The sequence below is a fragment of the Bacillus sp. ABA4_010 genome, from assembly GCF_056159105.1.
The window spans coordinates 2,038,664-2,061,183 of sequence record NZ_JBSWUN010000003.1 but is presented as its reverse complement, the minus strand read 5'-3'; the positions used below and the strand labels follow the sequence as shown (position 1 = coordinate 2,061,183).

Below are 22,520 nucleotides of genomic sequence, written 5' to 3'. Positions count from 1 at the left end.
GATGACTAAAAAAGCACGTCGAACATTTACAGATGAGTTTAAGCAACAAATTGTGCAGCTGTATCAAAGCGGTAAACCTAGAAAGGACATTATTCGTGAATATGACCTGACGCCGTCTTCCCTGGATAAGTGGGTGAGGCAAAGTGAGAATAATGGCTCCTTTAAAGAAAAAGATCAGTTAACGCCTGAACAAAAAGAATTAATTGAACTTCGTAAACGAAATAAGCAGTTAGAGATGGAGAACGATATTTTAAAGCAAGCCGCGCTGATACTAGGACAAAAGTAAATGTCATCAAGAATAATCAACATAAATACTCGATATCAGCAATGTGCAAAGTCCTACAATTACCTAGAAGCACGTACTATTATGAAGCCAAAGAAAGAGCAGCAGTGGATGATATCACGTCAGATGTGATCGAAATATTCCGCGCCAGCCGTCAAAATTATGGAACACGTAAAATTAAAATTGAATTAAAAAAACGGGGACTCATCGTGTCTAGACGGAGAATTGGGCGTATTATGCAAGAGCAGGGCCTTGTCTCTGCTTACACAGTAGCTCAGTTTAAGCCGCATGTAAAATCCTGTAATGAATCCGAACAGAAGAATGAACTAAACCGCGAGTTCCACCAGGAAGAAGTGCTGACAACGATCGTCAGCGATTTAACATACGTAAGAGTCAAACAAAAATGGCATTATGTATGTGTATTTGTCGATCTCTTTAATCGGGAAATTGTGGGGTACAGCGCCGGGCCAAATAAGGATGCGTTACTCGTCTATCGTGCGTTCGCCTCGATCAAAGCCGACCTTCGTAAAATCCAACTGTTTCATACGGATCGTGGGAATGAGTTTAAAAATAAGCTAATGGACGATGCATTAGAGACATTTAACATTCAACGTTCTTTAAGTATGAAAGGCTGCCCATATGACAATGCCGTCGCTGAAGCAACGTTTAAAATCATTAAAACAGAGTTTGTGAAAGGTCAACATTTTGAGAGTTTAGAAGAATTAACAAGGGAATTACATGACTATGTCCACTGGTTTAATCACATCCGAATTCACGGGACACTTGGTTATGTAAGTCCAATTAATTATAAACTTGAACACCTTAAAAAATCTGTCTAGTTTAGTGTTGACATACCACATACACCTAAAGTAAAAACGGGTTCCTTTTGTGATAGTTGCTCCCTTCAGCATATTTGTCTCCCAAAATTAATGAATAAAAGGTCTGTCAAAAGTTATATTGAAGGGAAGATTAATGAATGAAAAAGCTTCTAAATACGTTATTCATTACTCAACAAGACGTTTATTTATCATTGGATGGAGACAATATTGTTCTTCTGAAAGAACAGGAGAAGCTGGGGAGATTACCGCTTCATAATTTGGAGTCCATTGTGTCCTTTGGTTATACGGGTGCCAGCCCAGCACTTATGGGTTATTGTGCAGAAAGAAATATTTCATTAGTATTTTTAACGATGAGTGGAAGATTTTTGGCGAGAGTGATTGGGAAAAGTAAGGGAAACGTAGTTTTGAGAAAGAAACAATATCGTGTATCAGATGATAAAGTGATGTCAGCGAAAGTTGCACGTAACTTTATTGTTGGTAAAATTTATAATAATAAATGGATTATTGAGAGAATGACGAGAGATTACCCATTGCGAATAGATGTGGCTCAATTTAAAGAGATTTCTCAACATCTATCATCCATCATTCTTGCAGTAAGAGAGTGTGAAGATTTAGAAAGGTTAAGAGGGCTAGAAGGGCAAGCGGCTATCAGCTACAATAAATTGTTTAATCAAATGATCTTACAGCAAAAAGACGATTTTTATTTCCATTCTCGTTCGCGCAGGCCACCGCTAGATAATGTCAATGCAATGCTGTCATTTGCGTATACGTTATTAGCAAACGACATGGCATCCGCGTTAGAAGGTGTTGGACTTGATGCATATGTCGGTTTTTTACATCGCGATCGACCAGGAAGAGTATCGTTAGCTTTAGATGTGATGGAAGAGCTGCGAGGAGTCTACGCAGATAAGTTTGTTTTGTCACTCATTAATAAAAAAGTCATAAATAAGGACGATTTTCTAAAAAAAGAAAATGGGGCTGTCATCATGACAGATGATGCGAGAAAGAAATTTTTATCCGCATGGCAGAATAAAAAGCAAGAAAAGATAACCCATCCGTATTTAGGTGAAAAAATAGCTTGGGGATTAGTACCACATGCACAAGCTTTATTATTAGCCCGTTATTTACGCAATGACTTAGATGAGTACCCGCCGTTTCTGTGGAAGTAGGTGTAACATTTGTTAGTGTTAATTACGTACGATGTAAGTACTATAAACAGCGCAGGACAAAAAAGACTACGCAAAGTCGCAAAAGTCTGTCAAAATCACGGTCAACGAGTTCAAAACTCAGTCTTTGAATGTATAGTAGATGCAGCTCAATTTGCCGCTTTAAAAATAAAACTAGAAAATATTATCGACCCAAGTCAAGATAGTCTCAGATTTTATCAGCTAGGTAATAATTATAAAACAAAAATAGAGCATATTGGTGTAAAAGAATCAATAAATTTAGAAGATCCTCTAATCTTTTAGTGCGAATGTATAGTGCACATAGATTCCCAGGAGCATTCGCACCTAAATTCTTTCTATTATCTACCAATTTTTGTTATAATTATTATGGTGTTCTTTATTTAAATAAAGAAAATAGTGTATTTTTGATCGGAAAATGCGTACTTTTAGCTTATTTTGGTCAAAAATCGCTGTCGCACTCCATGTGAGTGCGTGGATTGAAATCCGGAATGACGGGTAGCGGTAAAAGTTTTTTAGCGTCGCACTCCATGTGAGTGCGTGGATTGAAATTTACTCCTTTTGATGTTGTAAAAGTCACCGAGATGTCGCACTCCATGTGAGTGCGTGGATTGAAATAAATGGAGTTATAGAAGTGTATATGATGGACAAGGGTCGCACTCCATGTGAGTGCGTGGATTGAAATATTACCATTTACTTTCGGACTTGCCATATGTCCAGTCGCACTCCATGTGAGTGCGTGGATTGAAATAATTGTTGCTTTATGGTGTTTTGGTTTTCCTGTTGGGTCGCACTCCATGTGAGTGCGTGGATTGAAATTACCTAATGAAACATCAGCTACTACTTCAACTAGTGTCGCACTCCATGTGAGTGCGTGGATTGAAATCCCTTCTTAAATTATATCGACAAAGAAGGGGAGCTGGTCGCACTCCATGTGAGTGCGTGGATTGAAATTTCTATGTGTATCGCAAGTTTACGAATGAGGTGATTGTCGCACTCCATGTGAGTGCGTGGATTGAAATGTCAAATCAGTTTAGACTTAAATAACGGATTTAGCGTCGCACTCCATGTGAGTGCGTGGATTGAAATTATCTAAGAAAAGTCTTTCGCAAAAAGCGTATAGTCGCACTCCATGTGAGTGCGTGGATTGAAATTTGGCTTGGTCAAGAACAATCGAAAGGTATTAGTGTCGCACTCCATGTGAGTGCGTGGATTGAAATACTAACTCCTACGAAAGTGAACACTTCGGAAATAGTCGCACTCCATGTGAGTGCGTGGATTGAAATTCCAAATCCAAATCAAATTTATCATCAATATTCCCAAGTCGCACTCCATGTGAGTGCGTGGATTGAAATATTTCCTCCATCCGCTCTTTGCCTTCTACAATCGTCGCACTCCATGTGAGTGCGTGGATTGAAATATGAGGATTATATCAACGGACGGAAGGGGAAATAAGTCGCACTCCATGTGAGTGCGTGGATTGAAATTTTTGGGAATTTGTCGAAATCGTCACGCCATTCGTGTCGCACTCCATGTGAGTGCGTGGATTGAAATCTGCCTGCCATTACAATTCCTTTAGATTTACTAGGTAGTCGCACTCCATGTGAGTGCGTGGATTGAAATTTTTTAGCATGGGCACTAAAACTCCATCGTTTCTAAGTCGCACTCCATGTGAGTGCGTGGATTGAAATGGATTTACAATCATACAAAATCTTTGTAAATAATGTCGCACTCCATGTGAGTGCGTGGATTGAAATAAAAAAGAAGCTAACTAATTCAGATTGACTTACCGTCGCACTCCATGTGAGTGCGTGGATTGAAATCTCTTACTCCGTCTGTACCTATTGACAATCAGGGTCGCACTCCATGTGAGTGCGTGGATTGAAATCTTTTTTTATTTTTAGGGGTGATACTTTGAAAAGTCGCACTCCATGTGAGTGCGTGGATTGAAATGCTTGAATAGTGTGCTTTTAAGCATAACGGGGTTAAGTCGCACTCCATGTGAGTGCGTGGATTGAAATCTAAGTTATCCCAGGTAATCCGCGTTTCGGTTTCCGAGTCGCACTCCATGTGAGTGCGTGGATTGAAATAAAAACAACCGTTTTTGGAGGCACCTAGCGTAGCGGGAGTCGCACTCCATGTGAGTGCGTGGATTGAAATAAATAAGTTAGGATAGATAAGAGAGTAGAGAAGAAGTCGCACGCCATGTGAGTGCGTGGATTGAAATTACAAGAGATTTATATGAATTGGGCCTCGTTGATGGTGTCGCACTCCATGTGAGTGCGTGGATTGAAATCATTTCGTCTTTACGCTCATCAACTTCGAAATAGTCGCCCCCATACGGGGACATAGGTTGAAATCTAATTTTTAGCGAACAGTGCCAAGTGCTGTTCGCTATTTTTTGCAGTATATTACAAATAGGAACTGTGTAATTTATATAAAAAGGAAAAGTTTATTCAAATAGAAGCACGATTGCTCTGAAGTTATTTTAGTTATAAAAGGAAAGTTCTTTCCTAAGGAGATTATTACGATAATATTCATTTTAAGTATTTTTCACCAGTATATAGGATATCTATAATTTCATTTATAGTATAAATAAGTAGTTTATTATAAATAATAGATAATTAAAATATTAAAAAAAGTTTGACTATTATAAATGTAATGGTTTACAATTCAAATTAAGGAAAGAACTTTCCTAAAAAGGGAATGTTTAGATAAACTACATAAATAATTAGGAGGTTATATCATGAAAAGATTAAATGTTGGTTTAATTGGGGCTGGAAGAATGGGAGCGTTTCATGGGGAGACGATTGCGAATCGCTTGCCTCAAGCAAATTTGTATGCGGTTGCAGATCCTATGCCAGGCGCGGCTGAAACATTTATTCGTGAGTTAAATGTAGAGGCGAAGGCATACACAGATCCGATGGAATTAATACAAGATCCAAACGTAGAGGCTGTGGTTATTGCTTCACCAGCACGTACGCATGCTAGTAATGTTTTGGCTGCCATTCAAGCAGGGAAAGCGGTTTTCTGCGAAAAACCGATGGCTGTTAATTTACAAGAAGCAAACGAAGTAGTTCAAGCGAGTGAAGAAAGCCATGTTTTAGTTCAAGTTGGTTTTAATCGCCGCTTTGAAAAAGGGTTCAAAGCGGCACATACAGAAATTGCCTCAGGTAACCGTTATGATCAAGACTTATTGTTTGATGCTTACGTTGCGGAATTAAGTAGTTTTGTAGATTGTGTGATTTATAATAAACCAGCGTTAGCGACAGCTGAAGATGCTCGTTGGGCATTGAAAATTGCGCTCGCTAGCATTGAATCCGTGAAAAGCAACATGCCCGTTAAAATTGATCAGCCCGCTTTAGTTTAAAAAATAAAAGCGCATTCAAAAAAGGGAGTGCGCTCCCTTTTGAAACCATTTCTAATAAAAAAATGATAGTGGAGGAGAAAAAATGAAGAGAGATTACGGTCTTTGTCTATGGACGTTCGGGGATATTACGTTGGAAGAGAAGTGCAAACTTGCGAAGGAGATTGGTGTAGAGGGGGTAGAAGTTCAAGGAGATTTAACCCAAAATCCGACTTCTTTGAAAACGCTTTTAAAGGAGCATGATTTAAAAGTATTATCCGTGACGCCTGATAATGTCGATATTTCAAATGCGGAAGAACAGGTGCGTTCTAGTGCCGTTCAATATTTTTTAGATTTATTAGACTGGGCTCAACAATTAGGGGCTACACGAATTTGTCTTCACGGTGATGTTGGGAAAACGCAAGGAAGTGGCGATTCAGCGAAAGATTGGGAATGGCTTGTGGATAGCTCGACTGTCATCGTGCGTAAAGCAGCGGAACTCGGAATTGAGGTTGTATTTGAAGTACTCAATCGTTATGAAAACCACCAAGTTGTGACGGCTAAAGAGGCATTAAGTTTACTTCATGCAGTTGGAAGTGAAAATCTTAAGGTTCTATTAGATGCATATCATATGAACATTGAGGAAGCTTGTCCGATTCAGGCGCTGAAAGACGCGGGAGATCAGTTAGGGGTTTATCATGTTGCGGATTCGAATAGACAAGGTGTTGGTGACGGACATGCCGATTTAGAAGGCCAAGTGAAAGCGCTACATGAAATTGGCTATGAAGGACCGATTATTATGGAAATGGTTGCGGAAGGGCCAAACCCATTTACACCGGTTAAGGATGGAAATTATTTAGATGTAGTTGTCAATTACTATAAAGAATCTTTAAAACAACTAAAAGCGTGGGATGCGGTTAAGGTGAATGCATAAGTTTTGAAAGGTCGATAGGTAGAGAAAGCAAAAAGAATTGATTGTTCTTTTGTAAAGGTGTGTGCTAAAACTAGCCGGCGTTATGGGAATATCGAAGCGTTGGCTAGTGACAAATTAGCTTTAGAATCGCTTTTACAGGGGAAATCGATGGTGAAAGGGAGTTCCGTAAAAATGAAACAAAATATGAGATATATTATATTTTTGTCTGTCGTTGCGGCACTAGGTGGACTTTTATTTGGTTATGATACAGCGGTGATATCCGGTGCAGAGCAATCCTTACAAGTGTATTTTATCGATGGTCTTGGTTTGAATACGTTATTCCATGGATTAACGGTATCTAGTGCTCTTATCGGTTGTATTATAGGTGGATTAATTAGTGGAGTGCTTTCTGATCGTATCGGCCGTCGAAATTCTCTTATTGTAGCCGCTGTTTTATTTTTTATTTCTGCGGTCCTGTCAGGCTATCCGGAATTTTTATTCTTTACAAAAGGCGAGCCGACAATGGGTCTTTTCATTATGTTTAACATTTACCGAATTATTGGTGGGATAGGTGTTGGATTAGCTTCAGGATTAGGGCCATTGTATATTAGCGAAACGTCACCTGCCAATATTCGAGGAAAATTAGTCACGTTAAATAATCTAGCCATTATCTTTGGGATGTTAGCGGTTTATGTTGTGAACTGGAGAATTGCGGCAGGACAAAGTGTTAGCTGGATTCACGACCTTGGTTGGAGATATATGTTTGCTTCTGAAGCTATTCCAGCTATCTTATTTTTCGGTCTTCTATTTTTAGTCCCGGAAACTCCTCGTTATTTAATCTCGAAAAATAGAGATGAAGAAGCGATCACAATCTTAACGAAAGTGAATGGATCTGTTCAAATCGCAAAAGAAATTTATGAAGAAATTAAACAAACGATGGATGCTCCGAATGCTCCTAAAGCGGGTCTCTTTTCATATGGAAAGCTAGTTGTGCTTGTAGGGGTTTTGTTAGCGGCTGCGCAACAGTTTGTAGGGATTAACGTCATTCTTTATTATGCTCCGCGTATATTTGCGAATATGGGAGCGAGTGCAGACAGCTCCATGCTGCAAACGATCTTAATTGGGGTAGTCAACTTTATTTTTGTGTTAATCGCTCTCGTACTTGTAGAGAAGGTAGGAAGAAAGCCATTGCTTCTCATAGGGTCAGTCGGGATGGCTGTCGGCATGTTTGGGGTCACTGCTTTATCATTTGCGGATTCGATGGGGTTAGGTGCGTTGCTGTTTATTTTAGTATATGTAGCCTTTTATAACTTATCGTTTGGCCCGCTTGTATGGGTGCTGGCTGCTGAAATTTTCCCTAATAAAATAAGGGGTCAAGTAATGGCGGTAACGGTTGTTGCGAACTGGGGCAGTAATTTATTAATATCAGCCACATTCCCTTCTTTACTGGAAATGAGTGCTGGTGTGGCGTATAGTTTTTACGGTGTGATGTGTATTCTTTCTTTCCTTTTTGTTTGGAAATTAGTGCCGGAAACGAAGGGAAGAACGCTCGAAGAAATCGAAACGCATTGGAAGCCAAAAGCAGTGGTGGCAGATGTAGCTCAAAGAAAAATAGATTTATAAGGTATAAGGAGTATGCGGATCTATTTATAATAGGAAGAAATCCGATCGTTTTTGAAAACGTTATCAAGGTAAGTTGAATTGTTAGTCAAGATTCTTCCGGGTACGTGCTGAAATTTAGTAGTGAAAAATGTTTATCTTAGTATTAAGAGAAGGAATGGAAAAAGCGAAAAAATCTCTTTCCTAATAATTTTAATCTACGAAAGAATTGATTAAAATAAATATGTACGTTCTTGGAGGGGGAGGAGACAGACAAAATGAAGCCATCCACTATATATGATGTCGCCAAAGAGGCGGGGGTTGCGATTTCCACCGTTTCGAAAGTGCTGAATAATACAGGTAGTATTGGAGAAAAAACGAGAAAAAAAGTGGAAGAAACGATGGTGAAGTTAAATTACCAACCGAGCATTGCAAAATCAGTAAAAAAACGCATCCAAACAATTGGATTGCTAATACCAAATATTGCAGATCCTTTTATGGCGGAAATTGCTAGAGTGATTGAGGACCATGGCAGGAAATTTGGATTTGGTCTCATGATTTGCAGTACGGATAATGATTTAGAGAGGGAGATGGAGTATATTTCCGCTCTTAAACAAAAGTATATCGATGGGATTATTGTTGCAACAGGATTAAAGAATACGGTCGCATTAACGGAGTTAATCAATAATGACATTCCAGTCGCTTTACTAGCAAGGGAAGTTCCGTCACTCGCCGTGAACACAGTGGTGGTGGATGACTTTTTAGGAGCATTTGAAGCTACTTCTTATTTAATAGAATTAGGGCATAAAAAAATTGCGATGATTACAGAAGATAGCTATTTTCCAGTTGTACAAGCAAGGATTAATGGCTACAAACAAGCTCTTGAACAAGCAGGATTATCTTATAATGAGGAAATCGTATCGCTTAATAATGCCTCTTTTACAGACGCAAAAGACTCAACGATGGAGTTATTGAACTCGCCTGAGCGTGCAACAGCGATCTTTGCATCAACCGAAACGCTTGCCATTGGAGCTATGCAAGGTGCTCGTGAAGCAGGGTTCGATATCCCAAAGGATATTTCCATCGTAGGTTTTGATAACTCCATTCTGGCTAAAATGTGTCACCCACCATTAACAACGGTGTCGCAACCGATACATGAAATGGGGAAGAAGATTGTTGAGTTATTAGTTGAAGAAATAAAAAACCCAACACAAGTAAAACAACGAGTAGCCATGTCACCTGAGCTCATCATTCGAGAAACGGCAAGTGACATTAGCATGTAAGAGCTAAATTAGAGATACAAATATTACGAATGGAATATGATTTGTATCTCTTTGATTTTCTCTTTCGTCAGCAAAACCCATGATGTCCAGATAGACACCTCAACACGATGATCTTCTTCACGACCAATTATCTAGTCATACAACGTTCTATCCATGTGATAACATCTTCAATTACTTCATTACGGTTGACCTCATGAAGCATTTCATGCCGTCCTTCTTCATAAAACTTATACGAAACATGTTGGCTGCCGACTGCTTGAAAGCGGTGGTAGACGTCTAGTACGCCTTTTGTATTGGCTCCGACAGGATCTTGGTCGCCCGACAATAAAAGAATAGGGAGAGCAGAGGGGGGTTGCTTAATTTCGTGCAGCTGACTTATTTTCTTCATACCTGACAGCAAATCATAGAAAAAGCCTGCGGAGAATACGCCGCCACAGAGCGGGTCGTTGATATAGCGGTCCACGGCTTGTTCGTCCCGGCTCAGCCAGTCAAAGGCGGTGCGGGTTGGTTTGAACGAGCGATTGTACTGGCCGAAAGACAAACGATCCAGCAAGAGGCTTGGTGTTCGCTTTCCTTTTATGTTCATTTCTAATTTGGCCAGCAGTCTTCCTGCTTCACGAACGATGAAGGGGACTCCGCCTGTGCCGGATAAAATGACACCATGTAATTTGTCACCGTAAAGCTGGATGTATCGGCGTGATAAAAAGGAGCCCATGCTGTGACCGAATAAAAAAATCGGAATATCACCTTGCTCGTTTCGGATGTGAGTCGTTAATCCATACATATCTTCAACCACTTTCTCAAAACCATCTTCATCAGCCAAATGTCGTTTGTCATGCTCTTCCTTCACTGTCTGACCATGCCCACGGTGGTCATTTCCGTAAACAGCATAGCCTTTTTCAACTAAGGTTTCGGCAAAATCATGATAGCGTTCAATATGTTCACCCATCCCGTGAGCAATTTGTACAGCGGCTTTTAGTTGTCCTTCGGGAAGCCATTTCTTTGCATAGATGTCGATACTATCGTGAGAATTGTAGTAAAAGGAAGTCACATTCATACATTTTCTCCTTTAAACATTGCATTAATAAACTAGCAATCTTTCATAATATTCATTTTACTGCTTCTTTTCTAAAAAAAGAATAAATTATTTTTCAACAAAACTTTACAAGTCACTATGAAGTTTGTTAAATTAATAATTATATTAAAAATAGTTTAATAATTTTAAAAATTGAAAGTTTGATTTGTACGAATACGGAGGGATTCATTGTGGCAGAACTACGAAGCAACATGATCAAAAAGGGATTTGACCGAGCACCTCATCGCAGTTTATTACGTGCTGCCGGTGTGAAAGAAGAAGATTTCGATAAACCGTTCATTGCGGTTGTTAACTCATATATTGATATTGTACCAGGACATGTTCATTTACAAGAGTTTGGAAAGATTGTAAAAGAAGCGATTCGTGAAGCGGGCGGCGTTCCGTTTGAGATGAACACAATCGGTGTTGACGATGGAATTGCGATGGGCCATATCGGAATGCGCTATTCGTTACCAAGCCGTGAAATCATTGCCGATTCGGTGGAAACAGTTGTATCAGCTCACTGGTTTGACGGAATGGTATGTATTCCAAACTGTGACAAAATCACGCCTGGTATGATGATGGCGGCGATGCGCTTAAACATTCCAACGATTTTCGTGAGCGGTGGTCCAATGAAGGCTGGCGTGACGAGCGATGGACGTAAAATTTCTCTTTCTTCTGTATTTGAAGGAGTCGGCGCTTATCAAGCAGGGAAAATCGATGAAAAAGGACTACAAGAATTAGAACAATTCGGATGTCCAACATGTGGTTCTTGTTCTGGTATGTTTACAGCCAATTCTATGAACTGCTTAGCAGAAGCACTTGGTATCGCTCTTCCAGGTAATGGAACGATTTTAGCTGTTGCACCTGAGCGTAAAGAATTTGTTAAAAAGTCCGCTAAACAGCTAATGAATTTAATCAAAATGGACTTAAAACCGCGTGATATCGTAACGGAAAAAGCGATTGACAATGCATTTGCCCTTGATATGGCCTTGGGCGGTTCAACGAATACGGTGTTACACACACTTGCGTTAGCGAATGAAGCGGGAATCGATTATCCGCTTGAGCGCATTAATGAAGTAGCAGCTCGTGTTCCGCATTTATCGAAGTTAGCTCCAGCTTCAGATATTCATATCGAAGACTTGCACGAAGCGGGCGGGGTATCAGCGGCGCTTAATGAATTATCGAAAAAAGAAGGAGCACTTCACCTTGATACGATGACAGTAACAGGGAAAACGCTCGGTGAAAACATTGCCGACTGTGGAGTAAAAGATTATAACGTTATTCGTCCAATCGATAAGCCATTTACGGAAAAGGGCGGATTGGCTGTTTTATTCGGAAACCTTGCTCCAGACGGTGCGATCATTAAAACAGGCGGTGTTCAAGCTGGCATTACGAGCCATGAAGGACCAGCGATTGTATTCGACTCTCAAGATGAAGCGCTAGAAGGAATTGCAAGTGGCAAAGTAAAAGAAGGCCATGTTGTCATCATTCGTTATGAAGGGCCAAAAGGCGGACCAGGTATGCCGGAAATGTTGGCACCAACATCGCAAATTATGGGGATGGGCCTTGGAGCGAAAGTAGCTTTATTGACAGACGGACGCTTCTCCGGTGCTTCTCGCGGTTTATCAATCGGCCATGCATCTCCAGAAGCAGCTGAAGGCGGACCGCTTGCGTTTGTAGAAGATGGTGATTACATCGTTATCGACATTGAAAAACGCACGATGGATGTTCAGCTGTCGGATGAAGAATGGGAAAGACGAAAAGCGAACTGGAAAGGTTTTGAACCGAAAGTCAAAACAGGCTACCTTGCCCGTTATTCTAAGCTTGTTACATCTGCGAGCACAGGCGGCATTATGAAAATTTAAGGACGGAAAGCATGGAAACTCTTTTTGGAGAGTCCATGCTTTTTTATGTTTGCCGAAAAAGTGGAGATTTATTATAGTTGGCGAAGGGCTTTTCCAGCAGCCGGGTGTTTTTTTATATGCGAAACGGGGTAGGATAAAAAATAAGATGAAGCCGATATCCGTACTTCAAACTAGGTTGCGGTTATGACAAAAAGGGGGAATTACTGATGAAATTGACACCGGAACAGCGCATTACCTTACACGGCTTTAACAACCTTACGAAATCGTTAAGTTTTAATATGTATGATGTTTGTTATACGAAGACGAAAGAAGAACGGGAAGCGTATATTGAATACATTGATGAACAATACAATGCAGAGCGATTAACGAAAATTTTAAAGACTGTTTCAGATATTATTGGTGCACACGTGTTGAATGTTGCTAAGCAAGATTATGTCCCGCAAGGAGCAAGTGTGACGATGCTTGTTTCAGAAGGACCTGTCGTCGAAGTGCCGACCGAATCTTTTGAAGAATCACCTGGACCTTTGCCAGGTTCTGTTGTGATGCAGTTGGACAAAAGTCATATTACGGTACATACGTATCCAGAGTATCATCCAGAAGAAGGCATCAGTACTTTCAGAGCTGATATTGACGTTTCAACATGCGGGGAAATTTCACCGTTAAAAGCATTAAATTACCTCATTCATTCGTTTGATACAGATATTATGACTATTGATTATCGGGTTCGGGGATTTACGCGAGATATTAGCGGTCATAAGCTATTTATTGACCATGATATCAGCTCAATTCAAAATTATATTCCGGAAGATGTTAAAAGCCAATTCCATATGATTGATGTAAATGTGTATCCAGACAATATTTTTCATACGAAATGCAAATTGAAAAAATTTGATCTGAATAACTATTTATTCGGTTATACGAAAGAGAAGCTATCTGAAGAAGAAGTGAAAGAAATCACCGAGCAATTGACATTGGAAATGGATGAAATCTTCTATGGACGAAACATGAGTTCAGGGGCGATGGATTGATAAAAAAGAACGTTCAACGTCAAACAAACGTTTGTTTGAAAATGGGAAATGTAATGTCCATTCTAGCATTGGAAGACCGGCTATTTTCGGCTGGTCTTTTTGACTGCATAATAGGCATGAAGAAAAAAGAACGGTAAAATAAAAGAAACGGTCATTGATAGGGCGAAATGGGGCGGTTATTCCCCATTTTCACTCAATGTTTGAAATGATGCCCGTTCATACCGAATCAAATAAGAAGGTGAATCCCATTTGAATCCCATTTATTTTCTCAAAAAAGCAGAACATTCGACAGCAATTGAGAAAAGGAAAGTAGCAAGTTTTGTAGGGATTTAGCGTCTTTTGCGCTTACCGAGGAAATAAAATGAGGTTATTTTCAAGTTATTTCCTTTCGGTGATGGAGAAATAAAGTAGGAAAAGAAGAGGTAGTGAAATTGAGAAGATTTGCGATAAGCGATATTCACGGCAGCTATGATGCAATGATGAAGCTGCTGGAGTATGCAAGATTTCAGCCAGGTCGAGATCAACTTGTTGTGATAGGCGACATGATTAATCGAGGTCCTGACAGTGGAAAGGTTTTAAAGGAATTAAAAGGATTGCAGGAAAACTATCCGAACGTACATATTACGATAGGAAATCATGAAGAGATGATGTTAGCGTATGTAGCAGCCATAGATGATATGTGGGTTCATTTTGGCGGGAAGCAAACAGCGGATTCGATTAACGAAGCTTTTTATGAAGAAGGGGCAGGAAAAGCTGTTCAATGGGTTCATCAGCTTCCGCTCACATTTGAAGATGATTCGTTCATTTACGCCCATGCTGGATTTTTACTTCCGTATAAAACGGAGCGCATGAATCGTGATCATCTATGGCTGCCCCGTAAAACCTTTTATGGGGTTCCAAAGAAAGACCTTTTAAAAGAAACGAAGGGGAAAGTAATCGTGCATGGCCACACGCCCCGCAGTACAGTCACATTTGATGGAGTGAGGATGGGGATTGATTTAGGCGCACAGGTGGTCACAACGCCAAAATTGGCGCTCGTCGAGTTAGATGAATGGGTCGTGTATATATATGATTTCTCATTGAAAACGATTCGGACCTCGAACATCATAAAAAAGTAAAGGTGTAAGGGCTGCTTGAAAAGAGAGGTTTTCTTCTTTTCAGGCAGCCTCATTTTAGATTTGTTACGAGCGGTTTAAGTATTCATTAATTAAATCTGTAATATAAGAAGCCTCTTCTTCTTTGAAATAAAAGAGAATGGCTTCCTCCGATTCTTCTTCGCCTTGCTTTGTAATCGTATTGCGGAATAAAACGCCTTCTCCTGTTTCAATATCTTGGCCAAGTTTTAAATGGATGATATGTTGAGTTTCTTGATCAGCAGTATGGTCTTCAATATGAAGATGTTTATCGTTTGAAATCCATTCGATGTTGTCCAGTTCTTCATCTAAATCGCCGCCTGCAAATTCCATTTCCTCATATTCATCCTCTGTTTCTCCATCATCACAGTCTTCATCAAGCTCGTCCACATCACGGTCATAGTCTATGTCTTCATCATAATCGCCGATGAATTCGTGGAAAGAAGTATGAATGAATACAAGCATTTGATCTAAGTTGGCAAATAGAAGTTTGGATTCAAGATCTGATTCGATATCATAATGAAACGCGTAAAACTCTTGATGAATCGGATCGAAGTGAATCACACAAAACTGATCCTCTGTGTCAATCGTTTCCACAGAAAAAACGAATGACGGGTGGTTCAGTGTCGTGTCCGTATCAAACAAAATTTCAAAGTCATCAAATTCCTCGCAAAGGTCTGGGAGACTTAAACGAACGGCATTTTCCATGCGATAAAACCACTCTAAACTCATATCCTCTTTCCTCCTTTTTATCAGTTCACTACACTTTATGTTTCCCCAATTCCCTAATAGGAATGTATACAAACCAAAAAAATGAAAAAAGAGGTGCTGTCATGAATGTGAAGGATTTTCATGACAGCACCTCGCTGTTAATAGTTCTTATTCATTAAGAAGCAATGACTTGGTTTCGACCTTGTTTTTTTGCTTCATATAAGGCGCGATCCGCTTCAGCAATGAGCTCGTGTGACGCACTAGAAGAGGAAGGAATAACCGTGGCCACTCCTATGCTCGCAGTTACGACTTTTCTTTCAGAATAAAGGTGCGGGATGCGAAGCTTTTCCAGTTTCCAGCGAATCTCCTCCGCAATACGGCGTGCATGAGCAGTATCGGTATGAGGGAGGATTAGGCAAAATTCTTCTCCTCCGTACCGGGCAGCGAGTGTAAATGATGGAGCGGCATCTTTTAGCAAATCGGCCACCATCCTTAAGCATATATCCCCACGTTGATGTCCATATCCGTCATTGTATTTCTTGAATTCGTCAATATCAAGTAAAATGGCGGAAAGCGGACTGGCATGCTGCGCACATTCATCGAGATGTTTTTCTAAAAACATCTCGAAATAGCGGCGATTGGCCAGCGCAGTCAAACCGTCTTTAAATGAGAGGTCCTCTAAGATACGATTTGCTTCCTCCAGTTTTTGCTGTGCTTCCTTCTGGAAGGTAATGTCTTTGACAATCACATACATACCCATTACTTGTTGGTGTACGACAATTGGCACGGTTGTCACCATGACGGGAATATAATGTCCCTTTTGATGGAGAACGTCGGCTTCGTAATGCTGGTTGTTTCCTTCCAACGCTTTTTGAAACCGATTTGCGCTCTCTTCTATGTAGGGAGGAGCAATGAAAGTCGTACTTTGTTTCATCAAAATGTCGTGTTCCTCATATCCTAGAATTTGCGCCCCTGCATCGTTACTGTCTGTGATGGTTCCTTCTCTATCGATTGCATACACAGGATCTGGACTATGTTTAAACAGTGATTCATATCGGTAGCGCTGTTCGGCCAATAAAATGTATAAACGATTGATTTCATAGACGAACGTACTTAAAACAATACTCGCAGATAATAAGCTGTTTAATCGCGCTGTGTACCATCCGAGTGTATAGCGGCTTCCTCCGAGTAATGTAACGGTCACATCTAGTAGTGACGCTAATAGGGCAACGGTCAGCCAAATATGTAGCACAGACTTCATGTTCCCTTTACGAAGCAGCCAAGTCAGCGCAACGAGGTGAAGAAGCCAAATAAAAGGGCCAATGCCTGAAGTGATAATGGTTCCGTAACCTTCTGCCCCAATAATAATCGGCAAGTAATCATGAAAGACAGTGGAAGCAATGGAGAGTCCTACAAGGATGGAAATAACGGCAATGAACGCAGGCAAGAATGGTTCAATTTCCGGGAGCTGCACATGACTGTACGGCAGTACAATCAATGATAGCAAAATAAAACAAACAGCTATGACCATCGCTTTCAAACGTTGTGACTTGGAAGCATCATGGGAAGATAAATTAGAAATAGCAGATGATTGAGTCAAGGATGTCACGAACTTTTTCTCCTCTTGCTTATACTTTAATATGTAATGATGAATCAAGAAAATTGTGTCATGTATGAGGGGGCAATTGAAGAAAAAGAGTTATGGTGGTATTTTGGCGCTAACGTTCTTCGTAGTAGTGGTGATGGTTGCTGTTAACGCCGAAGAAAACGGACGTTACGTTTTTTGGGAGGGAGAGTTATTCTTTTTTCGTTGTTCCCATACGACCCAGTCGGTGAATTCATGGGACTTTCCGAATAGCTCATAAGGCTTAAATAACTGGCTGAATTGTTTTTTTCGTCGCTTTTGTTCCAAATTTATAATGTTTTCTAAATGATTTTGTCCTTCCTTGTTTTGTTTATTCCAGAGCCGAAACATGTGAACATCTCCTTTTTAACCATTATAAAAGAAAAAAGAGGATGTTTCTATAAAGTATTCAGAAATTTATAAAAATTAATAAGGTGATGTAGTCTCCAAAACGAACGAACCATCATTCGTTTTGGAGTTCCTACTCAATCGACGACGATATAAGCAATCATCGGACCGTTATGGGCGATATCGGAATGGATGTCGCAAATGAGGCGGTAAATACCTTCTTTCGCAAACTGAAGGTTGATGGTTGTTTCTTCTCCTTTTTTGACAATGCCTTTAATGTTTGTTCCTTCAATGTGGAAGGGATGCTCTTTTCCGTTTACACCGTAAATGCTCAACGTAACGGGTTGATCTTTCGGGACGTAAATCGTTCCTGGGTCCCAGCGATATGCTTCAATCTCTTTTCCGTCTTCGGTCGTCGATTTAAATTCACCTGTTACCATATTAATGATGAATGTATTTTCATTAGATGGCATTGCTGTTTGAATGGCTGTCGGCTTCGCTGCATACCAAGCACCAGCTGAAAGACCGATGCAGATCGCTAATAAGACGAACCATTTCTTTTGAATATATACAATTCTCATAAAATCCCTCCCGCAAGCTTGTCTGTTTCATATGTATGCGAAAGGGGAGGGGAGAGTTGTCTATTATTTTTAAGAATGAATCATTTTTTCAAAAAAGAACTGCTTATAGTGTTTCTTGTAAAAAGGAGAGAAACTGTTCCATTTCTTCTTTTGTTGAAAAGCCGGCTTGTGCTTGATTAGCGCTTCCGCCGCCTTTTCCGTTGAAGGAAGGAAGCTGTTCTTTGAATAGCTGTCCGCAATGAACAGACGAAGAGCCGTTATGTGCCAGTGTAATCTTCTTATCTAATTGACTGGCAAACAGTGCTACATAATCTCCTTTTTCTGTAATGGATTTAATTATTGGCTGCAGCTGATTCAGCGGCTGGTCATCAGAGATGAATGTAACGATTCCGTCGCTCTTGCCAGCAATCAATTCTTTCGCTGCATAGGCCGCGTTTTCTGCTTGAAGCTGTTCGATTTCTTTTTGAAGCTGTTTTTGTTCTTGTTCGAGCTTTTCTATTCGCTCAAGCACCCCTTGACGGTTTGTGCTGAATTTAGCGGAGAGAATAGAAAGGGTGTCATGAGCTTGTCCGTAATCAGCAAGAGCACGAAGTCCACATTTAAAATGAAGGCGAATATTGCCGCGCTGTTTTTCAGTTTTTAATAGCTTAATGATTCCGATTTCTCCAGTTCGGCTCACATGCGTTCCGCAGCAAGCCGAATAGTCAATGCCGCTTATTTCTACAATTCGAATATTGTCTCCAACATCCGGCAGTTTTCTGAGTGGAACAGTATGTATATGATCTTTCGTCACATGGTATGTTCGAATGTCTCTATTTTCATAAATGCATTCGTTTACCCGTCGTTCAATGTGCGCCAACTGTTCGTTTGATAAAGAAGAAACCGCTAAATCAATCGTCACAGTATCTGCTCCTAAGTGGAAGCTGACCGTATGGGCATCATAAAGTTCAATACAGACAGCCGATAGTAAATGCTGTCCTGTATGATGCTGCATATGATCAAATCGTCGAGACCAGTCAATTTGACATTGAACATCTTTTTTATCAGGAACTTGTGCCAATTTATGATAAACGTCGCCATCTTGTTCAAACACATCAATGACCTTGATGCCGTTCATTGTTCCAAAGTCAGCCGGTTGGCCGCCGCCTTCTGGATAAAAAGCCGTTTCTTTCAATGTAACGAGTACATCGTCTTCTCGTTCTTGAATGGATGTAATTGTCGTTGTCCATGTTTGTGTATATGGTTGTGTCTCATACCATCTTTCTGTCATTCTGTTTCGTTCTCCTCTCTATAATCCAATTAATCTCTATCATACCTTGTTGGAACGGAAAATGGAAAGGATACAAGTCTTTTTTGGAAACAGCAACACGTAAGCATAATGGACGACTAGAAAAACCGATGTATAAAGTTCGGCTATGAATATAATGGGGCATAACTTGAGAGGAGTGGGGCAGGTAAATATAATCATGCCCCTTATTCATGTAGCAATGATTCATGAATGCAATTTTCACCTTTCAGCCGAGGATTTAATGCCAATTACGCAAACCGTTAACTCTGGACGTACTTCTTTAAAGAAAATCTCAATATTTTTGAACCCACATGCTTTCAAGTCATCATGAATTTGTTTGCCAAACATTCTCGTTTTATTTGCACTCGCATCTTCTTCGCGTGGCTGCATAGTGATGGCGATTTTTCCGCCGGGTTTCAATGCACGATGTACATTTTGAAGTCCTTTTCTCGGTTCATTCCAGATTGTATAGTTGTTGACGGATAAAACTTTATCATATGTTGCAACAGGTAATGGAGTTGTTTCAATGTGGCCGGAGGATAAGTGGACATGTCCGCTTTCTACGTAGCGGCTAAGACGTCTTGTTGCTTGAGCAATCATTGCTTCAGAAGCATCTACACCATCTATTTTTAATGAATGATCTTGTTTTAACATATGCTCTATGCTGTAACCTGGGCCAAAGCCTATTTCTAATACGTGCTCATTTGTTTGTAAGTTTAAGTGGTCGATGGTCCACTCATTGATTTCTTTATTTTCCCATGACATAATTTTGCCTGCAATAACGCCGTAAAAGCCCTCTGGTTTGCTAAAATTCTTTTTAAATGTTTCAAACATCCGTTTGTTTCCTCCTTATGTTTTTTGAAAAGTGAATTTATCCTTTATTTAACCCGCTTTAGGAAGAGATAAACTAAAGTCTTTTATAAAATCTACGTACGGACTCTCATGTTTAGGGGGGGGAACAATCTCGTAAATTGCCAAAAAACCAAAACATATGTACTATAAAATTAAGAATCTTATTGGATGAAAGGTGATTAGATGAAATCGATGTATCCCCGCAATGGGAGGGTTATTTTACATGTCGATTGCAATGCCTTTTATGCGTCCGTAGAGACGGCACATGATCCTTCTTTAGCGGACAAACCGCTTGTCATTGCAGGGAATCCGAACGAACGGCGGGGCATTATCATTACTTGCAACTATGCTGCTCGTGCCCTTGGTATTTATACGACGATGCCTTTATGGGAAGCAAAGAAAAAGTGCCACGACCTTATTATTAAACCTCCAAATTTTGAAATGTACCGGGAGATGTCGGCCAAAGTATTCGAGTTTCTTTCTTCGTATACAACGATGATTGAACCAAGCTCCATCGATGAAGGCTACTTGGATATTACGGACTTGCACGAATTAGGATCTCCGCTTGACATTGCAAAAGAGATGCAGCAAGGGCTATATGAAACACTCCGTATTCCTGTTTCCATTGGCATTGCCCCGAATAAATTTTTGGCAAAAACCGCTTCTGATATGAAAAAGCCGATGGGTATTACGGTACTTCGTAAGCGAGATGTTCCGTCCCTTCTTTGGAATAAACCTGTACAGGAAATGCATGGCATTGGGGAGAAAACAGCAGAGAAGCTAAAAAGCATTGGAATTGAGAAAATTGGTGATTTGGCAAAAGCAAACCGTCAAACCGTGCAACAATTACTTGGCATAAACGGCCTTCACTTGCAAGAGCGCGCCAACGGTATTGACAACAGGCGTGTGGATCCTGAGTCTGTTTATGAAGTAAAGACTGTCGGGAATTCAACGACATTGCCGAAAAATATGACGGAACAGCGTTTACTGCTCGGAGTACTTGAACGGCTGTCACAATCGGTCAGCCAACGAATGAAAAAAAGACATGTTGTTACGCAAAATATTCAAATTACAATTAAATACAGCGATTTCAAGTCAGTGACGAGAAGCCGGAAAATGCTCAATCCCATTTCCGAGTCTAAGGAAATATATGAGGCGGCGGCACAATTATTTAAAGCACATTGGAATGGGAATGCGGTCCGTTTACTTGGGGTGACCGCGCTGGACATTATCGAAAAACAGGCGGCGGTGAAACAACTTAATTTATTTTCGTATGAAGAAGATGCCAAACAAGAACCGCTGTTGAAAACGGTGGAGCAACTGAAACAAAAATTCGGCGATTTAGCCATTCAGCGCGGCGCAGATTTGATGATGAAAAAACAACATGGCGATGAACAAAGTACCCGTAAAGAGTAAATGCTGTCTTTCGATAGAAAAGAGGGCGCACAGATGAATATAGGGCATATGATGATGTTGTAAACTCACGAAGGGAATGAGTAAAATGTACAATATGCCTCATATGTATCCTCACTCCAATACGCCGATGTATCATTCAAATTCCATTCCAGGAACGTTTCACAGACAGGAGCAACCAACGTTTGAAGCCTTGCTGGACGCGATTAACCGAGAAGCGTCGTCCATCCATTTTCACCGGCAATTAGCAGCATTAGCCCCAAATCAACAGCATGAACAAGTCATTCTTCACATTTTAAGAAATGAAGAGGTTCATTTGAAACAATTGACCGACCTTTACGCATCGCTTACTGGAAGCTGGCCAGTGTACGAAGTCGATCAAACGGCATTTCATCGTTACAAAGAGGGGCTGCAAAAAGCATATGAAACAGGAGTAGAAAATGGGAAAGAGTACCGCCAACGTTATGTGCAGGAGCAACATCCGATCGTTCGAAATGCGCTTTTGTATATGTATACATCTGAAAAAGAGAATGTTGCGAACCTTCGCTTGTTAAAGAAAGGAAAAGACTCTGGGTCGAAGCCGTTTGTTACCAATATGGAACAGGCGACAACGCAAAATGACACGTATCGAACGGCTTTATGGACAGGAGATCATTTGCAATTAACAGTGATGAGCATCGAGGTTGGAGACGATATCGGCTTAGAAATTCATCCGAACTTGGACCAATTTCTCCGTATCGAACAAGGAGAAGGCATTGTTCGAATGGGAAATCGTAAAGATGAGTTAACGTTTGAAAAAAAGGTGTACGATGATTACGCCATCATCATTCCTGCTGGTACGTGGCACAATTTGATTAATACAGGCGATCAGCCCATCAAACTTTATTCCATTTACGCACCGCCACAGCACCCGTATGGAACGGTTCATGAAACGAAAGCGGACGCAATTGCGGCAGAAGAAGCGGAAGGGCATTGAATTTAATATGAATATGCAAGGGAAAACGGTCTTGAAAAAGGCCGTTTTTTTCTTTAAACCCAATGAATGAAGAGTGGTTAAGTTTTTGTCACTCTTTTTCATCTAGCGCAAATAACAAGAACCGTTGCAGGACATATTAGGGAGAAAGCAAAGTGCCTCAAATAGGCGATGCGGAG

At 40.4% G+C, this 22,520-nt stretch carries 18 protein-coding genes, 1 pseudogene and 1 CRISPR repeat array; of the genes and pseudogenes, 13 read left to right on the top strand and 6 right to left on the bottom strand.

Annotated features, from left to right (window positions below; genetic code table 11):
* Position 1 precedes the first annotated feature (1 nt).
* The 8 genes and pseudogenes from ACXAEO_RS11560 (at position 2) to ACXAEO_RS11525 (ending at position 9,447) form a co-directional block, all read left to right on the top strand.
* Positions 2–1,122 (top strand): IS3 family transposase gene (locus ACXAEO_RS11560; protein WP_474878936.1). Its coding sequence is split into 2 segments (ribosomal slippage): positions 2–251 and positions 251–1,122, totalling 1,122 coding nucleotides; the frame shifts between segments, so codons are not numbered across the junction.
* A gap of 18 nt (positions 1,123–1,140) precedes the next feature.
* A pseudogene (locus ACXAEO_RS11555) lies at positions 1,141–1,263 on the top strand (CRISPR-associated protein Cas4); the annotation flags it as partial.
* A complete protein-coding gene (gene cas1c / locus ACXAEO_RS11550) occupies positions 1,260–2,291 on the top strand; it encodes a type I-C CRISPR-associated endonuclease Cas1c (protein WP_474881044.1) in 1,032 nt (343 codons plus the stop codon). The pseudogene ACXAEO_RS11555 and the gene cas1c, both read left to right, overlap by 4 nt.
* A 9-nt stretch (positions 2,292–2,300) precedes the next feature.
* The gene (gene cas2, locus ACXAEO_RS11545; RefSeq protein WP_474881042.1) at positions 2,301–2,591 is read left to right on the top strand and encodes a CRISPR-associated endonuclease Cas2; all 291 of its coding nucleotides are present in this window, start codon (positions 2,301–2,303) and stop codon (positions 2,589–2,591) included.
* 169 nt (positions 2,592–2,760) lie between these two features.
* Positions 2,761–4,602: direct repeats of the CRISPR family, unit length 32 nt; unit sequence GTCGCACTCCATGTGAGTGCGTGGATTGAAAT.
* Positions 4,603–5,052: 450 nt separating this feature from the next.
* A complete protein-coding gene (locus ACXAEO_RS11540; protein WP_474881040.1) occupies positions 5,053–5,676 on the top strand; it encodes a Gfo/Idh/MocA family oxidoreductase in 624 nt (207 codons plus the stop codon).
* Between the two features lie 82 nt (positions 5,677–5,758).
* Positions 5,759–6,586 carry a sugar phosphate isomerase/epimerase family protein gene (locus ACXAEO_RS11535; protein WP_474881037.1) on the top strand — a complete coding sequence of 276 codons (828 nt, stop codon included), beginning with the start codon at positions 5,759–5,761 and terminating at the stop codon, positions 6,584–6,586.
* A gap of 171 nt (positions 6,587–6,757) precedes the next feature.
* Entirely contained in the window at positions 6,758–8,188 is a 1,431-nt protein-coding gene (xylE, locus tag ACXAEO_RS11530; RefSeq protein ID WP_474881034.1) for a D-xylose transporter XylE, read from the top strand.
* A gap of 254 nt (positions 8,189–8,442) precedes the next feature.
* On the top strand, positions 8,443–9,447 hold the full coding sequence (locus ACXAEO_RS11525; protein WP_474881032.1) for a LacI family DNA-binding transcriptional regulator: 1,005 nt from the start codon (positions 8,443–8,445) through the stop codon (positions 9,445–9,447).
* 127 nt (positions 9,448–9,574) lie between these two features.
* On the opposite strand, the gene ACXAEO_RS11520 is transcribed toward ACXAEO_RS11525, so the two are convergent.
* Positions 9,575–10,504: a lysophospholipase gene (locus ACXAEO_RS11520; RefSeq protein WP_474881030.1), complete on the bottom strand. Its 930-nt coding sequence runs from the start codon at positions 10,502–10,504 to the stop codon at positions 9,575–9,577.
* A gap of 209 nt (positions 10,505–10,713) precedes the next feature.
* Here ACXAEO_RS11520 and ilvD point away from each other — a divergent pair, with 209 nt between their 5' ends.
* The 3 genes from ilvD to ACXAEO_RS11505 all read left to right on the top strand — a co-directional run bounded on the left by ilvD (position 10,714) and on the right by ACXAEO_RS11505 (position 14,536).
* Positions 10,714–12,390, top strand: coding sequence for a dihydroxy-acid dehydratase (gene ilvD, locus ACXAEO_RS11515; protein ID WP_474881028.1), 1,677 nt, complete (start codon positions 10,714–10,716; stop codon positions 12,388–12,390).
* Between the two features lie 206 nt (positions 12,391–12,596).
* On the top strand, positions 12,597–13,418 hold the full coding sequence (gene speD / locus ACXAEO_RS11510) for an adenosylmethionine decarboxylase (RefSeq protein WP_474881025.1): 822 nt from the start codon (positions 12,597–12,599) through the stop codon (positions 13,416–13,418).
* Between the two features lie 431 nt (positions 13,419–13,849).
* The gene (locus ACXAEO_RS11505; protein ID WP_474881022.1) at positions 13,850–14,536 is read left to right on the top strand and encodes a metallophosphoesterase; all 687 of its coding nucleotides are present in this window, start codon (positions 13,850–13,852) and stop codon (positions 14,534–14,536) included.
* A gap of 63 nt (positions 14,537–14,599) precedes the next feature.
* On the opposite strand, the gene ACXAEO_RS11500 is transcribed toward ACXAEO_RS11505, so the two are convergent.
* The 5 genes from ACXAEO_RS11500 to ACXAEO_RS11480 form a co-directional block, all read right to left on the bottom strand.
* Complete coding sequence (locus tag ACXAEO_RS11500; RefSeq protein ID WP_474881019.1) at positions 14,600–15,283, bottom strand: hypothetical protein; 684 nt, start codon at positions 15,281–15,283, stop codon at positions 14,600–14,602.
* A gap of 154 nt (positions 15,284–15,437) precedes the next feature.
* The gene (locus ACXAEO_RS11495; protein WP_474881017.1) at positions 15,438–16,871 is read right to left on the bottom strand and encodes a sensor domain-containing diguanylate cyclase; all 1,434 of its coding nucleotides are present in this window, start codon (positions 16,869–16,871) and stop codon (positions 15,438–15,440) included.
* 500 nt (positions 16,872–17,371) lie between these two features.
* The gene (locus ACXAEO_RS11490; RefSeq protein ID WP_474881015.1) at positions 17,372–17,815 is read right to left on the bottom strand and encodes a cupredoxin domain-containing protein; all 444 of its coding nucleotides are present in this window, start codon (positions 17,813–17,815) and stop codon (positions 17,372–17,374) included.
* A gap of 103 nt (positions 17,816–17,918) precedes the next feature.
* Positions 17,919–19,085, bottom strand: a complete 1,167-nt coding sequence (locus ACXAEO_RS11485; protein WP_474881013.1) for an alanyl-tRNA editing protein — start codon at positions 19,083–19,085, stop codon at positions 17,919–17,921.
* Positions 19,086–19,322: 237 nt separating this feature from the next.
* Positions 19,323–19,937, bottom strand: a complete 615-nt coding sequence (locus ACXAEO_RS11480; protein ID WP_474881011.1) for a class I SAM-dependent methyltransferase — start codon at positions 19,935–19,937, stop codon at positions 19,323–19,325.
* A 201-nt stretch (positions 19,938–20,138) separates the two neighbouring features.
* Here ACXAEO_RS11480 and ACXAEO_RS11475 point away from each other — a divergent pair, with 201 nt between their 5' ends.
* Both ACXAEO_RS11475 and ACXAEO_RS11470 read left to right on the top strand, forming a co-directional pair.
* The gene (locus ACXAEO_RS11475; protein ID WP_474881009.1) at positions 20,139–21,371 is read left to right on the top strand and encodes a DNA polymerase IV; all 1,233 of its coding nucleotides are present in this window, start codon (positions 20,139–20,141) and stop codon (positions 21,369–21,371) included.
* Positions 21,372–21,456: 85 nt separating this feature from the next.
* A complete protein-coding gene (locus tag ACXAEO_RS11470; RefSeq protein ID WP_474881007.1) occupies positions 21,457–22,344 on the top strand; it encodes a cupin domain-containing protein in 888 nt (295 codons plus the stop codon).
* The last annotated feature ends 176 nt before the right edge of the window (positions 22,345–22,520 follow it).

Coding starts and splice junctions, on each gene's coding strand:
- cas1c (WP_474881044.1), top strand. CDS start 1,260: ATGAAAAAGCTTCTAAATACGTTATTCATTACTCAACAAGACGTTTAT.
- ACXAEO_RS11485 (WP_474881013.1), bottom strand. CDS start 19,085: ATGACAGAAAGATGGTATGAGACACAACCATATACACAAACATGGACA.
- ACXAEO_RS11525 (WP_474881032.1), top strand. CDS start 8,443: ATGAAGCCATCCACTATATATGATGTCGCCAAAGAGGCGGGGGTTGCG.
- ACXAEO_RS11500 (WP_474881019.1), bottom strand. CDS start 15,283: ATGAGTTTAGAGTGGTTTTATCGCATGGAAAATGCCGTTCGTTTAAGT.
- ACXAEO_RS11490 (WP_474881015.1), bottom strand. CDS start 17,815: ATGAGAATTGTATATATTCAAAAGAAATGGTTCGTCTTATTAGCGATC.
- ACXAEO_RS11540 (WP_474881040.1), top strand. CDS start 5,053: ATGAAAAGATTAAATGTTGGTTTAATTGGGGCTGGAAGAATGGGAGCG.
- ACXAEO_RS11475 (WP_474881009.1), top strand. CDS start 20,139: ATGAAATCGATGTATCCCCGCAATGGGAGGGTTATTTTACATGTCGAT.
- ACXAEO_RS11535 (WP_474881037.1), top strand. CDS start 5,759: ATGAAGAGAGATTACGGTCTTTGTCTATGGACGTTCGGGGATATTACG.
- speD (WP_474881025.1), top strand. CDS start 12,597: ATGAAATTGACACCGGAACAGCGCATTACCTTACACGGCTTTAACAAC.
- xylE (WP_474881034.1), top strand. CDS start 6,758: ATGAAACAAAATATGAGATATATTATATTTTTGTCTGTCGTTGCGGCA.
- ACXAEO_RS11480 (WP_474881011.1), bottom strand. CDS start 19,937: ATGTTTGAAACATTTAAAAAGAATTTTAGCAAACCAGAGGGCTTTTAC.
- ACXAEO_RS11470 (WP_474881007.1), top strand. CDS start 21,457: ATGTACAATATGCCTCATATGTATCCTCACTCCAATACGCCGATGTAT.
- ACXAEO_RS11520 (WP_474881030.1), bottom strand. CDS start 10,504: ATGAATGTGACTTCCTTTTACTACAATTCTCACGATAGTATCGACATC.